Origin of the sequence: Sterolibacterium denitrificans, assembly GCF_900174485.1 — a bacterium.
Taxonomy (GTDB): Bacteria; Pseudomonadota; Gammaproteobacteria; order Burkholderiales; family Rhodocyclaceae; genus Sterolibacterium; species Sterolibacterium denitrificans.
In genome coordinates, this window is the sequence record NZ_LT837803.1 from 2,587,892 (window position 1) to 2,601,335 (window position 13,444).

At 64.1% G+C, this 13,444-nt stretch carries 16 protein-coding genes; 5 read left to right on the top strand and 11 right to left on the bottom strand.

What is annotated here, in order from left to right; translation table 11 throughout:
* Positions 1-50: 50 nt before the first annotated feature.
* From iscX to SDENCHOL_RS11655, 11 genes are all read right to left on the bottom strand, one after another.
* A complete protein-coding gene (iscX, locus tag SDENCHOL_RS11605) occupies positions 51-245 on the bottom strand; it encodes a Fe-S cluster assembly protein IscX (RefSeq protein ID WP_067169854.1) in 195 nt (64 codons plus the stop codon).
* The gene (gene fdx, locus SDENCHOL_RS11610) at positions 242-586 is read right to left on the bottom strand and encodes an ISC system 2Fe-2S type ferredoxin (protein ID WP_067169856.1); all 345 of its coding nucleotides are present in this window, start codon (positions 584-586) and stop codon (positions 242-244) included. The genes iscX and fdx overlap by 4 nt, the downstream gene beginning before the upstream one ends.
* A 21-nt stretch (positions 587-607) precedes the next feature.
* Positions 608-2,470 carry a Fe-S protein assembly chaperone HscA gene (gene hscA / locus SDENCHOL_RS11615; protein ID WP_067169859.1) on the bottom strand — a complete coding sequence of 621 codons (1,863 nt, stop codon included), beginning with the start codon at positions 2,468-2,470 and terminating at the stop codon, positions 608-610.
* An 86-nt stretch (positions 2,471-2,556) separates the two neighbouring features.
* A complete protein-coding gene (gene hscB / locus SDENCHOL_RS11620) occupies positions 2,557-3,075 on the bottom strand; it encodes a Fe-S protein assembly co-chaperone HscB (protein ID WP_067169862.1) in 519 nt (172 codons plus the stop codon).
* Positions 3,076-3,126: 51 nt separating this feature from the next.
* Positions 3,127-3,453, bottom strand: a complete 327-nt coding sequence (iscA, locus tag SDENCHOL_RS11625) for an iron-sulfur cluster assembly protein IscA (RefSeq protein WP_067169864.1) — start codon at positions 3,451-3,453, stop codon at positions 3,127-3,129.
* 1 nt (position 3,454) lies between these two features.
* Positions 3,455-3,838 carry a Fe-S cluster assembly scaffold IscU gene (gene iscU / locus SDENCHOL_RS11630; RefSeq protein ID WP_067169867.1) on the bottom strand — a complete coding sequence of 128 codons (384 nt, stop codon included), beginning with the start codon at positions 3,836-3,838 and terminating at the stop codon, positions 3,455-3,457.
* Positions 3,839-3,940: 102 nt separating this feature from the next.
* Positions 3,941-5,152 (bottom strand): IscS subfamily cysteine desulfurase, encoded by a 1,212-nt coding sequence (locus SDENCHOL_RS11635; protein WP_067169869.1) that lies wholly within the window; start codon positions 5,150-5,152, stop codon positions 3,941-3,943.
* Positions 5,153-5,174: 22 nt separating this feature from the next.
* A complete protein-coding gene (locus tag SDENCHOL_RS11640; RefSeq protein ID WP_067169871.1) occupies positions 5,175-6,341 on the bottom strand; it encodes a cysteine desulfurase family protein in 1,167 nt (388 codons plus the stop codon).
* A gap of 23 nt (positions 6,342-6,364) precedes the next feature.
* Positions 6,365-6,847: a Fe-S cluster assembly transcriptional regulator IscR gene (iscR, locus tag SDENCHOL_RS11645; RefSeq protein ID WP_067169874.1), complete on the bottom strand. Its 483-nt coding sequence runs from the start codon at positions 6,845-6,847 to the stop codon at positions 6,365-6,367.
* A gap of 89 nt (positions 6,848-6,936) precedes the next feature.
* Positions 6,937-7,695, bottom strand: a complete 759-nt coding sequence (cysE, locus tag SDENCHOL_RS11650; RefSeq protein WP_154717233.1) for a serine O-acetyltransferase — start codon at positions 7,693-7,695, stop codon at positions 6,937-6,939.
* Positions 7,696-7,747: 52 nt separating this feature from the next.
* Positions 7,748-8,494: an RNA methyltransferase gene (locus SDENCHOL_RS11655; protein WP_067170694.1), complete on the bottom strand. Its 747-nt coding sequence runs from the start codon at positions 8,492-8,494 to the stop codon at positions 7,748-7,750.
* A gap of 86 nt (positions 8,495-8,580) precedes the next feature.
* Here SDENCHOL_RS11655 and SDENCHOL_RS11660 point away from each other — a divergent pair, with 86 nt between their 5' ends.
* The 5 genes from SDENCHOL_RS11660 (at position 8,581) to asd (ending at position 13,286) form a co-directional block, all read left to right on the top strand.
* Entirely contained in the window at positions 8,581-9,384 is an 804-nt protein-coding gene (locus tag SDENCHOL_RS11660; RefSeq protein WP_067169876.1) for an inositol monophosphatase family protein, read from the top strand.
* Positions 9,385-9,494: 110 nt separating this feature from the next.
* A complete protein-coding gene (gene aroC / locus SDENCHOL_RS11665; protein WP_067169879.1) occupies positions 9,495-10,592 on the top strand; it encodes a chorismate synthase in 1,098 nt (365 codons plus the stop codon).
* A 34-nt stretch (positions 10,593-10,626) separates the two neighbouring features.
* Positions 10,627-11,784, top strand: a complete 1,158-nt coding sequence (locus SDENCHOL_RS11670; RefSeq protein ID WP_067169881.1) for an MFS transporter — start codon at positions 10,627-10,629, stop codon at positions 11,782-11,784.
* Positions 11,785-12,000: 216 nt separating this feature from the next.
* Complete coding sequence (locus SDENCHOL_RS11675; RefSeq protein ID WP_067169883.1) at positions 12,001-12,126, top strand: entericidin A/B family lipoprotein; 126 nt, start codon at positions 12,001-12,003, stop codon at positions 12,124-12,126.
* A gap of 50 nt (positions 12,127-12,176) precedes the next feature.
* Complete coding sequence (gene asd, locus SDENCHOL_RS11680) at positions 12,177-13,286, top strand: aspartate-semialdehyde dehydrogenase (protein WP_067169885.1); 1,110 nt, start codon at positions 12,177-12,179, stop codon at positions 13,284-13,286.
* Positions 13,287-13,444: the final 158 nt, after the last annotated feature.

Sequence of the window (13,444 nt, forward strand, 5' to 3'; positions counted from 1 at the left end):
GGCCCGAAGCGTTTGCGGCACTCGCCGCACTCGCGGCACTTGCCCCGGCGTTACCGTGCTTCCTCGATCCAGGCCATCTGGATGGCCTCGAGGATGCGCTCGCCGCAGCGCTTTTCGTCATCGGCAAAACCAGGCAGTTCCATCGTCCAGCGCATCAGATCGACGAAATTGATTTTTTCCGGATCGACATCGGGATGGCGCTCGGCAAGCTCGATGGCGATATCGAGCGTATCGGTCCATTTCATTTTTTCTTCCCCTCGCTGACCATGTTGATGGTGTACCGCGGAATCTCGACCACCAGTGGCATTTCATTGACGATTGCCTGGCAGGAAAGGCGCGAATTCGGCTCCAGACCCCAGGCCTTGTCGAGCAAGTCCTCCTCATCGTCCTCGGCCGGCTCCAGGGCGTCGAAGCCCTCGCGAACGATGACATGGCAGGTGGTGCAGGCGCACGACAACTCGCAGGCATGCTCGATGGGAATGTCGTTTTCCAGCAGGGAAGTGCAGATGCTCTTGCCCGGCTCGGCCTCGATGACGGCGCCCTCCGGACACAGCTCGACATGGGGCAGGACGACAATGCGGGTCATGGCAGTTCCAATGTTCGTGGATCAGATTTCGGCGACTTTTCTGCCGGCGAGTGCACGCTGCACGCTGCGATTCATGCGCCGCGCGGCGAATTCGGCAGTTGCCTGGCCGACCGTCTTCATGGCCTCGTCGATGGCGCGGCGATCATCGCCGACCAGTACCGACTGCAAGCGGATCACGCTGCTGTCGATGTGCGCGCGTTCGAGCGTGGACAGCAGATCGGCATCCTCGGCCAGCGCGCTCCGCGTTGCCTCGAGCAGGCGCTGCGCCTCGACCTGGGCTTCACGCAAGACGCGGCGATAGGCGTCGTCCTTGGCATGATTGAAGCTGTCCTTGAGCATGCTGGTGATCTCATCGTCGCTCAAACCGTACGAAGGCTTCACTTCGATGCGCGCCTCATGGCCGGTGGTCTGCTCGCGCGCGCTGACCGAAAGCAGGCCGTCCGCATCGACCTGGAAAGTCACGCGGATGCGCGCCGCGCCGGCCGCCATCGGCGGAATGCCGCGCAACTCGAAGCGCGCCAGCGAGCGGCAGTCGGACACCAGTTCGCGCTCACCCTGCACGACGTGAATGGCCATCGCCGTCTGGCCGTCCTTGAAAGTGGTGAATTCCTGGGCGCGAGCGATCGGCAGCGTGGCGTTGCGCGGGATGATTTTTTCGCACAGGCCGCCCATCATCTCGATCCCCAGCGACAGCGGGATCACGTCCAGCAACAACCAGTCGTCTCCCGGCGCGCGATTGCCGGCCAGCAGATTGGCCTGGGTCGCCGCACCCAGCACCACGACCTTGTCCGGATCGAGATTGTTGAGCGGCTCATGGCCAAAGAACTCGCCCACGGCATACTGAATCTGCGGCATGCGCGTCGAACCGCCGACCATCACCACGCCCTTGATATCCTCGGGCGCCAGCCCGGCATCGCGCAGCGCCTTGCGCGTTGCCGACAGGGTCTTCTGCACCAGGTTGCGGGTGATGTCGGTGAAAATCTCCGTCGTCAGCAGCAGATCGACATATTCGCCGCTGCCCAGCCGCATGTTGATCGGCGCCTCGCCATGCGTGGTGAGGTATTCCTTGGCCTCGCGCGCACAGCCTTGCAGCAGGCGCGAATCCGAGTGCGACAGGGGCGCGAGCCGCGCGTTCTCGATGATCCAGCAGTACACGCGCTGATCGAAATCGTCACCACCCAGGGCTGAATCGCCGCCGGTGGCCAGCACCTCGAAAATTCCCTTCGACAGTTTGAGGATGGAAATATCGAAAGTGCCCCCACCCAGGTCATACACGGCATAGATGCCTTCGGCACCGTTGTCGAGCCCGTAGGCGATGGCGGCCGCCGTCGGCTCGTTGAGCAGACGCAGGACGTTGAGGCCAGCCAGGCGCGCGGCGTCCTTGGTCGCCTGGCGCTGGGCATCGTCGAAATAGGCCGGCACGGTGATGACCGCACCCGCCAGCGGCCCGCCCAGCGCCGTCTCGGCACGCTCGCGCAGTGCCTTGAGGATTTCCGCGGAAATCTCGACCGGCGTCCTGACGCCATCCACCGTGCGCAACTTCGCCATGCCATCACTTTCGACGAAGTCGTACGGCATGCTTTCCAGATGCGCGATGTCCCTGAGGCCGCGCCCCATGAAGCGTTTCACCGAAACGACGGTGTTCTTCGGATCGCTGGCCTTCCTGCTCTGCGCGGCATGGCCGACTTCAACGCAACCATCGCCGGCATAGCGCACCACCGAAGGCAGCAATGAACGCCCCAGCTCGTCGCTCAGCACCACGGCCAGGCCGCTTCTGACGGTAGCGACCAGTGAATTGGTCGTGCCGAGGTCGATGCCGATGGCGAGGCGGTGCTCATGCGGGGCGGTCGAGGCGCCGGGTTCTGCAATCTGAAGTAAGGCCATGTCGGTCTTCGGCCGCCAGGCGGCTCGCTATGCTGTATTCCCGCCAGCGGGAATGTGGATGATGAAAATCAATTGCCGGGATGCGTTCAGGCCTCAATCGCCGCCAGCGCGTCATCTACCTCTGCCAGCAACTTCTCCTGGAACATCAACTGGCGCACCAGGCCGGCCGCCTGGGCCAGATCGTCATGGTCGATCAGCTGTTCCAGCGTGCCGTATTGCGTTGCCATTTCCTTGCGGATGCGCCGATGCAGGCTGTCGAGCGCAGCTTCGTCGTTGCCGGCGCGGGCGTCCGCAACCGCCTCGCGCCATTCCATCTGCGCCAGCAGGAACGCCGGCGGCATGCTGCGCTCCCGATGCACGTCGATACCGGTCAGGCCCAGCATGTATTCGGCGCGCGCCAGCGGCCGGCGCAATACCTGATAGGCCTCATTCACCCGCGTGGACCACTGCATGGCCAGGCGTTTTTCCGCAGCGCCGAGGTGGGCATGGCGGTCCGGATGTACCTGCGCCTGCAATTCGCGGTAGCGCAGATCCAGTTCGCCGCCGTCGAGCGCGAAGCGGCGCGGCAATCCGAACAGGGTGAAATGATCCTGGCTGAAATCCATGTGTCGGGTATGTGTCGAATTCAGAATTTGCAGAATTTTCAGAATCCCGGATCAGACGTTGAAGCTCTCGCCGCAGCCGCACTCATCCTTGACATTCGGATTATTGAATTTGAAGCCCTCGTTGATCCCTTCGCGGACATAGTCCAGTTCGGTGCCGTCGATGTAGGGCAGGCTCTTCGGATCGATCATGATCTTCACGCCATGGCTCTCGAACACCGTGTCTTCCGGGTTGATGGCATCGACGAATTCCAACTTGTAGGCCATGCCCGAACAACCGGAGGTATGTACGCCGAAGCGTATGCCCACGCCATTTCCGCGTTTGCGGATGAAATTGCTGACGTGCTTCGCGGCCTTTTCGGTCAGCGTGATCTGCGCCATGTCAGTCTCCGTGTTTCTGTTTGTAATCGGCCACCGCCGCCTTGATCGCGTCCTCGGCAAGGATCGAACAGTGGATCTTCACCGGCGGCAGCGCCAGCTCCTCGGCGATCTGGGTATTCTTGATGTCCAGCGCCTGATCCAGCGTCTTGCCTTTCACCCATTCGGTGACCAGCGAGGACGAGGCGATGGCCGAGCCGCAGCCATAAGTCTTGAACTTGGCATCCTCGATGACGCCATCCTTGCCGACCTTGATCTGCAGCTTCATCACATCGCCGCAGGCGGGAGCGCCGACCATGCCGGTGGCCACGCCTTCTTCCTCCTTGGCGAAGGAACCGACGTTGCGCGGATTTTCGTAGTGGTCGAGAACCTTTTCACTGTAAGCCATTTGTTTTCTCCTGTGAGAACCGGGGTGCGAGGCGTAGGGAGTTGGCGGATGCGTCGCTGCGCTTCATCGCTTCGTTCCCGACGCCCGATGCATCCCTGAAATTCAGTGTGCAGCCCACTGCACGGTATTCAGATCGACGCCATCCAGGTGCATCTCCCACAGCGGTGAGAGCTCACGCAGCTTGGCGATCTTGCCGTGCAGCAGCTTGATGGTGTAATCCACTTCCTCCTCGGTGGTGAAACGGCCGAGGGTGAAGCGGATCGAACTGTGCGCCAGTTCATCGGAACGCCCCAGGGCGCGCAGGACGTAGGACGGCTCCAGGCTGGCCGAGGTGCAGGCCGAGCCGGACGACACCGCGATATCCTTGATCGCCATGATCATCGACTCACCCTCGACATAGTTGAAGCTGATGTTGAGGTTGTGCGGCACGCGCCGTTCGAGATCGCCATTGACATAGGTTTCCTCGATTTCGCGCAGGCCCTCGAGCAGCTTGTCGCGCAACCTGCCGATGCGTTTGAGCTCGACGGCCATTTCCTCGCGGGCCAGGCGGAAGGCTTCGCCCATGCCGACGATCTGGTGCGTCGCCAGGGTACCCGAGCGCAGGCCGCGCTCATGCCCGCCCCCGTGCATCTGCGCTTCCAGGCGCACGCGCGGCTTGCGGCGCACGTACAGCGCGCCGATGCCCTTCGGGCCATAGGCCTTGTGTGCGCTAAAGGACATCAGATCGACCTTGAGCTCGTTCAGATCGATCGGCATCTTGCCCGCGGCCTGGGCGGCATCGACGTGGAAGATGATCTTTTTCTCGCGGCAGACTTCGCCTATCGCCTCGATCGGCTGGATCACGCCGATTTCATTGTTCACCGCCATCACCGAGGCGACGATGGTGTCCGGACGCAGCGCCTGGGTGAATTGTTCGATGCTGATCAGGCCATGCTCGTCCGGATCGAGATAGGTCACTTCGAAACCCTGACGCTCCAGCTCGCGCATGGTGTCGAGCACCGCCTTGTGCTCGGTGGACACGGTGATCAGATGCTTGCCCTTGCCCGAATAGAAATGCGCCGCGCCTTTCAGGGCGAGGTTGTTCGATTCCGTCGCGCCCGAAGTCCAGATGATGTCCTTGGCATCGGCATTCACCAGCGCCGCCACCTGGGCGCGCGCCTCCTCGACGGCCGCATCGGCCTCCCAGCCGAAGGCATGGGAACGGCTGGCCGGGTTGCCGAACTTCTCGACCAGATAGGGAATCATCTTTTCCGCCACGCGCGGATCAACGGGCGTCGTCGCCGAGTAGTCGAGGTAGATGGGTAACTTGAGCATGCTGGATTCTCCTGCAGGGAAACTAACCTGTCAGCGCAGTCAGGCGCCGCAGTTGGTAAAGGGTATCGCCCAGTACGGCGATGAAATCGTCGACCTGCCGCGCCGTATTGCCCAGGCCCAGGCTCACGCGCACGGCGCCGCGTGCCAGCGCCGGATCCACACCCATGGATTGCAGCACGTGGGAAGGCGCCGGATTGGCGCTGGAGCAGGCCGCGCCGCTGGCCACGGCAAAACCGGCACGGTCGAGCTTGCCGACCAGGGTTTCGCCGTCGATGTCCGGCAGCGCGAAATAAACGGTGTTGGGCAAACGCGTCATATCGGCAGCCGCACCAAAAATCGTGGCACCCAGATGGTTCAGCCCGGCCTCCAGCGCATGGCGCAGTTTTTCCAGCCGCGCCATTTCCGCGATGCGTTCGGCAACCAGGGTGCAGGCATGGCCAAAGCCGACGATCGCCGCCACGTTTTCGGTGCCCGAGCGCAAGCCGCGTTCCTGCCCGCCGCCGGCGATCAGCGGACGCAACTCGACGCGCTTGTCGACGATCAGCGCGCCGGCGCCCTGCGGGCCGCCGAGCTTGTGCGCCGACAAGGTCAAGGCATGCACACCGGCCGCATTGAGCGTGCGGAAATCCACCGCCACCTTGCCGAAAGCCTGCACGGCATCGCTGTGGAACCAGGCAGCGCCTGACACGGTTTGCGCCTGTGCCGCCAACGCGGCGACGTCCTGCATCACGCCGGTTTCGTTGTTGGCCAGCATCACTGAAATCAGGCGAGGCTGCCGCTTCAGCGTCGCCGCGTAATCCGCCGCATCGATGCGTCCGGCGGCATCGACGGCAATCTCGTGCAGCCGCCAGCCCTGGCGCTGCAGTTCGCGTGCCGGCTCGCGGACGCAGGGATGCTCGATGGAGGAAAACGCCAGCAAGCCCTGGTCGCAACAGGCGGCCGCCCCCTTGATGAACAGGTTGTTGGCCTCGCTGCCGCCACTGGTGAAAATCACTTCGGTGGCATGCGCGCCCACGGCCGCCGCCACCTGCTGCCGCGCCGCATCCACGGCCGCGCGCGCCAGCCGGCCATAGTCGTGGCGGCTCGAAGCGTTGCCGCAGCCTTCGCACAGGAACGGCAACATCGCCTCCAGCACCCGCGCATCGAGCGGCGTGGTGGCGTTGTGGTCGAAATAAACGGGCGCGAGCATGATGCGGAAAACCCGGGGCGGCGTCAGACCGAAGCCACGGCGATCGTGCGCCGCGCCTTGCCATTGCCTTTGTGATCGTGATGATGGTGATGCAGCTGCGGCTGCTTCTGCTGCTCGACCAGATCGGCCAGACTCACCGAGCGCAGGTAACTCAGCATGTGCTTGTTGAGCGTGGTCCACAGAGTGTGCGTCATGCAGGGCTGCTCGTCATGACAATTCGCCTTGCCGCCGCACTGGGTCGCATCCAGCGGCTCATCGACGGCATGGATGATGTCGGCCACCGAGACGTCCTCCAGCGGCTTGGCCATGCGGTAGCCGCCGCCCGGCCCGCGCACGCTGCTGACCAGGGCATGGCGGCGCAGCTTGCCGAACAACTGCTCCAGATAGGACAGGGAAATCTTCTGGCGCTCGCTGATGCCCGCCAGCGTCACCGGCCCATCACTCTGGCGCAAGGCCAGGTCGATCATCGCGGTCACGGCGAAACGGCCCTTGGTCGTCAGTTTCATGTCTGCCTCGCTGTCTAAGAAGCTGGAGGTGTGCCGGATCCGATATCCGGCAATCACCTCACCGCGTCACTCTACAATTCCCGAGTAACTTAGTCAACTATCCGGCCCAAATAGTTCGGATCGAACTTGTCGGCCGTCGCCATGCCGTCGCCGGCCGCATCATCGAGCAGACCGGCGCGCTCCAGGCGTTCCAGCAGCAATTCGAGGCGCCGGTCGGTATCCACCGCATGATCCAGCAGGCCATGGATGGCTTTGGCCAGCGGATCGTCCTCGCGCGTCACGGCATACGCGGAAAAGCCCATTTTCTCGGCTTTTTCCTCACGCGCCTGATCGCGTTCGCCTTCGATGATGCGCGCCGGGATACCCACCGCCGTCGCGCCCGCCGGCACGTCGCGCACCACCACGGCATTCGAGCCGACGCGCGCGCCCTCGCCCACCGTCAGCGGACCGAGCACCTGGGCGCCGGCGCCGATCACCACGCCGCTGCGCAGCGTCGGATGGCGCTTGCCCTTGTTCCAGGAAGTGCCGCCCAGCGTGACGCCGTGGTACAGCGTGCAGTCGTCGCCGATTTCGGCGGTCTCGCCAATCACCACGCCCATCCCGTGATCGATGAAAACCCGCCGCCCGATGGTGGCGCCGGGGTGGATTTCTATTCCAGTCAACCAGCGCACGCAATGCGACAGCCAGCGCGCCAGCCAGCGCAAGCCGGCACGCCACAGCAGATGAATGAAGCGATGGCATTGCAGCGCATGGAAACCCGGATAGCAGGTCAGCACCTCCCAGATCGAGCGGGCGGCGGGATCGCGATCGAAGACGCAAGCGATGTCTTCGCGCAGACGACTGAACATGGCGGGCTCCGTGGCCAGAAACCGCCGAATTATAAATAACCCTCAGTTTTATTCAACTTTTATTCCGGCGCTTGGGCTGCTCGATGGTGGAGAGCAAGCCCCGCAGAATGCTGACTTCCTCGTGCTCCAGGCGCGCGCGCGCGAACAAGCGCCGCAGGCGCGGCATCAGGCGCTTGGGCTGGGCCGGATCGAGAAACCCGGTGGCAATGGCGACTCTCTCGAGATGCGCGTGCAGACCTTCGACCTCATCGCTGGTCGCCGGCGCAAACTCGCCGCGCGGCGGCTCGCCGGGCGAGAGGGCTGCCAGGCGCAGCTCGTAGCACATCAACTGCACGGCGGCACCGAGATTCAGCGAGGAATAATCGGGATTGGCCGGAATCATGATGCCCAGATGGCAATGCGCCAGCTCGTCGTTCGACAGGCCCGCCGTCTCGTTGCCGAACAGCAGGGCCACGTCGCGCGTGCCCTGCTGCGTGCCGGCCAGCAGCTCGGCCGCGCCGCCGCGCGCCCAGTGGAAAGGCGCGGCCAGGTCGCGGCGGCGCGCGGTTATGCCGGCCACCAGCACCGTATCGGCCAGCGCTTCTTCCAGGGTCGAGCAAACGCGGGCCTGCGCCAGCACATCGCTTGCCCCCGAGGCGCGCGCCGTGGCCTCCTCGTCGGGAAAGCGCTTGGGCGCCACCAGCGTCAGCCGCGACAGACCCATGGTCTTCATGGCGCGCGCCGCCGCGCCGATGTTGCCGGGATGACTGGGGTGGGAAAGAATGATGTCGATCCGCGCAAGCGATAAGGTGCCGTTCATATTAAAATCCGCAGTTTTCTGCCAGATGCGCCGGCGATCCATGCGATTCGCGCCAGCTCGCGCCTCGGATACACGAAAGACGCCTCATGCACCCCATGCTCAACATTGCCGTCAAGGCTGCCCGCCGCGCCGGCCAGATCATCAACCGCGCCAGCCTCGATATCGGTCAGCTCACGGTCGGCGTCAAGCAGCAGGCCGATTTCGTCACGGAAGTGGACAAGCTGGCCGAAAACGCCATACTCGAAATCCTCGGTGAAACCTATCCGGAGCACGCGATTTTAGCAGAGGAGTCGGGCAGCTCCGGCCGCGCGGATGCCGAATACCAGTGGATCATCGACCCGCTGGATGGCACGACCAATTTCATCCATGGCTTTCCGCAATATGCAGTTTCCATTGCCCTGGCGCACAAGGGCGTGCTGAGTCACGCCGTGGTCTATGACACCACGCGCAACGATTTGTACACCGCCAGCAAGGGCGCGGGCGCCTTTCTCAACGAGAAGCGCATGCGCGTCTCGAAACGCAACCGGCTCGATGAAGCCCTGCTCGGTACCGGCTTCCCCTATCGCAGCTTCGCGCATATCGACACCTACCTGGCGATCTTCCGCGAACTGGCGCAGAAAACCGCCGGCATGCGCCGCCCCGGCTCGGCCGCACTCGACCTGGCCTATGTCGCCGCCGGCCGCCTCGACGGCTTCTGGGAATTCGGCCTGAGTCCCTGGGACATGGCTGCCGGCGCCCTGCTGATCAGCGAAGCCGGCGGCCTGGTCGGCGGCCCGACGGGCGAGCCGACCTATCTCGACAGCGGCAACATGATCGCCGGCAATCCCAAGATCTTCGCGCAACTGCTGCAGACCATCGCGCCCCACCTGACGCCGGCGCTCAAGCGCTGACGGGTGCCGAAGCGCCAGCCGGCAAGCGAGAGCGGAGAGCGGAGAACCAAGCTGATAGAATTCCTCACCCTGGTTTCTTCCGACTTCCTCTCCCCACGAGGCTGCTTGCAATGTCCGGCAACACTTTCGGCACCCTGTTCCGCATCACTTCCTTCGGCGAATCGCATGGCCCGGCGATCGGTTGCGTGGTCGACGGCTGCCCGCCGGGTCTGGAACTGGCCACGGCCGACATCCAGGCCGAACTGGATCGGCGCAAGCCCGGCACGTCGCGCCACGTCACGCAACGGCGCGAGCCGGATGAAGTCGAGATTCTGTCCGGCGTTTTCGAGGGCAGAACCACCGGCACGCCGATCGCGCTGCTGATCCGCAACCAGGACCAGCGCAGCAAGGATTACGGCAACCTTGCCGACACCTTCCGTCCGGGGCATGCCGATTACAGCTACTGGCAGAAATACGGCATCCGCGACTTTCGCGGCGGCGGCCGTTCCTCGGCGCGCGAAACGGCGGTCCGCGTGGCCGCCGGCGCCATTGCCAAGAAGTGGCTGCGCGAGCGCCACGCCGTCGAGATCCGGGGCTGCATGACGAAGCTCGGCAGCATCGAAATCCCCATCAGCGACTGGTCCGTCGTCGATGAGAATCCCTTTTTTGCCGCCGACCTGGCCAGCGTGCCGCAACTCGAAGCGGCAATGGACGCGCTGCGCCGCGAGGGCGACTCCATCGGCGCGCAAATCCACGTCGTCGCCAGCGGCGTGCCGGTCGGCTGGGGCGAGCCGGTATATGGCCGCATCGACGCCGAGATCGCCGCGGCGATGATGAGCATCAACGCCGTCAAGGGCGTCGAGATCGGCGCCGGCTTCGCCAGCGTGGCGCAAAAAGGCAGCGAGCATGGCGACGAACTGACGCCGCAGGGCTTTCTCTCCAACCATGCCGGCGGCATCGTCGGCGGCATCACCAGCGGCCAGGACATTCTGGTCAATCTCGCCATCAAGCCGACTTCCAGCATCCGCCTGCCGCGGCGCTCGATCGACCGCCAGGGGCAGCCGCTGGAAGTCGTGACCCACGGCCGCCATGACCCCTGCGTCGGCATCCGCGCCACGCCGATCGCCGAAGCGATGCTGGCGCTGGTGCTGATCGACCAGGCGCTGCGCCACCGCGCGCAGTGCGGCGACGTCGTCTGCCCGACGCCGAAGATTCCGGCACATCCCTGAAGCGGAAACCCTGGAACAGCGGCGGCCGCACGCCATGACCGCCTTGCGCCTCGCGGCGTGGTACTTCGTCTATTTCGCCTTCGTCGGCGCCTACATGCCGTATTTCGGCGTGTATCTGCAGGCGCGCGGCTTCTCCGCCTGGGAAATCAGCCTGCTGCTGTCGCTGATGCAGATGATGCGCCTGGTCGCGCCCAACCTGTGGAGCTGGCTGGCCGATCATCATGGCCGCAAAAAGCCGGTGGTCTATGGCACGGCGCTGCTGTGCGCACTGAGCTTCGGCACGCTGTTCGTGGTCGACGGCTTTGCCGCCACTTTTGCCGCCATGGCGCTGCTGTCCTTCTTCTGGAGCGCGGCGCTGCCGCTGGTCGAGGCGCTGACGCTGAGCCAGCTCGAAGGCCGTCCGGAACGCTATGGCCGCATCCGCATGTGGGGCTCGGCCGGTTTCGTCGTGGCCGTGCAGTGCATCGGCGCCCTGCTCGACGTACAGCCCATCGACAGCCTGCTGTGGGCCTCGCTGACCCTGCTGCTGCTCCTCTTCGGCTGCGGCCTGGCCCTGCCGGAAACACCGTCGCGGCACGATGCGCAAGCCAGCGTTTCACTGCGCGCGATGCTGCGCCGGCCGCAGTTGCTGCCGCTGCTCTGGGCCGCCTTCCTGATCTCGGCGGCGCACGGGCCGCTGTATGTCTTCTATTCCATCCACCTGGTGGCCCACGGCTATCCGAAAACCCTGATCGGCGCCCTGTGGTCGTTGGGCGTGGTTGCCGAAATTCTGGTTTTCATGCTGATGCCCCATCTGCAGCGCCACTACCGGCTGCGCAGCATCCTGCTGACCACCTTCGCCGCCACCGTGCTGCGCTTCCTGCTGATCGGCTGGGGCGCCGGCTCGCTGCCGGTACTGGCGCTGGCGCAACTGCTGCATGGCATCAGCTTCGGCGCTTTTCACGCGGCGATGGTGGCCATCCTGCACCAGTGGTTTCCCGGCCGCGAACAGGTCCGCGCCCAGGCGCTTTACGGCAGCATCTCCTTCGGTGCCGGCGGCATGCTCGGCGGCCTGTTGAGCGGCCAGACCTGGGATGTCCTCGGCGCGGGCTGGACCTACACCATGGGTTCGCTGTTTGCCCTGGGCGGTCTGCTGATCGTCTGGCGCCGCATCACCGACACCGGCCAGCGCTGTGGACACCGAGGGGGCTGAGGAAGCGGAAGAAGCGGAAAACGACCATCCGACCGCATCGCCAGAAACCGCTGGCTTGCCGCAAAACCACGCCCGCCGGATGACTGACACTGCCATTCGGCTGTGCAATAATCGGGGGCTCCCGAAACTTGAAATCCGGCCGAGTCTTGGTGGAATTTTTCTGCGGCCGGCCAGTCGATCAACCGATCAAACTTTGTCAGCCAAAGGAGTTCGAACATGCGTAGCAAATGGATTCTGTTGACCTTCACGGCGCTCGCCCTGCTGGCGGGATGCAACACTGTCAAGGGCATCGGCAAGGACATCGAAAAAGGCGGCGAAGCCATCCAGCGCGCCACCAACTGAAACGGAATATTTCACACATCCACAGGATAGACAGGACAAAGGGTACGGCGATGAAAACGGTCGGCATGGTGGGCTGGCGCGGCATGGTGGGTTCGGTCCTCATGCAGCGCATGCGCGAGGAAAATGATTTCCCCCTGATCAACCCGGTATTCTTCACCACCTCCAATGTCGGCGGCAAAGGGCCGGATGTCGGCCGTGGTACGGCAGCGCTGCAGGACGCCAAGAACATCGATGCGCTGTCGGCGATGGACATCATCATCTCCTGCCAGGGTGGCGACTACACCAACGCCGTCTTTCCCAAGTTGCGCGCTGCCGGCTGGCAGGGCTACTGGATCGATGCGGCCTCCTCGCTGCGCATGAAAGATGATGCGGTAATCATCCTCGACCCGGTCAATCGCCAGGTCATCGACCGCGCGCTCGACCAGGGCGTGAAGAACTACATCGGCGGCAACTGCACGGTCAGCCTGATGCTGATGGCCATCGGCGGGCTGTTCGAAGCCGGCCTCGTCGAATGGATGACGTCGATGACCTACCAGGCGGCCTCCGGCGCCGGCGCGCAGAACATGCGCGAACTGATCCTGCAGATGGGCGAAGCCCATCGGGTGGCCGAAAGCCTGCTCAAGGATCCGGCCTCGGCGATCCTCGACATCGACCGCGAAGTAGCCGGCATTCTGCGCGACGAACGCTTTCCGACGGCCAGTTTCGGCGTCCCGCTGGCCGGCTCGCTGATCCCCTGGATCGACAAGGATCTGGGCAACGGCCAGAGCCGCGAAGAATGGAAGGGCGCGGCCGAAACCAACAAGATCCTCGGCCTGGAAGCCGCGCCCATTCCGGTCGATGGCCTGTGCGTGCGCATCGGCGCGATGCGCTGCCACTCCCAGGCGATGACCATCAAGCTGAGGCGGGATGTGCCGCTGGCCGAGATCGAACGCTTGCTGGCCGGCCACAACGGCTACGTCAAGGTGATTCCCAATGAGCGCGAAGTCACCATGAAGGAACTCACGCCGACCGCGGTCACCGGCACGCTGCAGATTCCGGTCGGCCGCCTGCGCAAGATGTCGATGGGCAATGAATATCTTTCGGCCTTCAGCGTCGGCGACCAACTGCTGTGGGGCGCGGCCGAGCCGCTGCGCCGGATGCTGCGCATACTCGTCGGATAAACCGAACCGGCGAAACCTGGCTGGTTGGCTGCCGGCCCGAACGGCACGATGACTGCGGCGCCGGAAATACCTCACACGTCAGAGACAGGTTTAGCTTGCATGGCTAAGCTCATGATGTTATTTTGTTTGTTCGGATAATTCCCTTGCGGGAGGCTCAC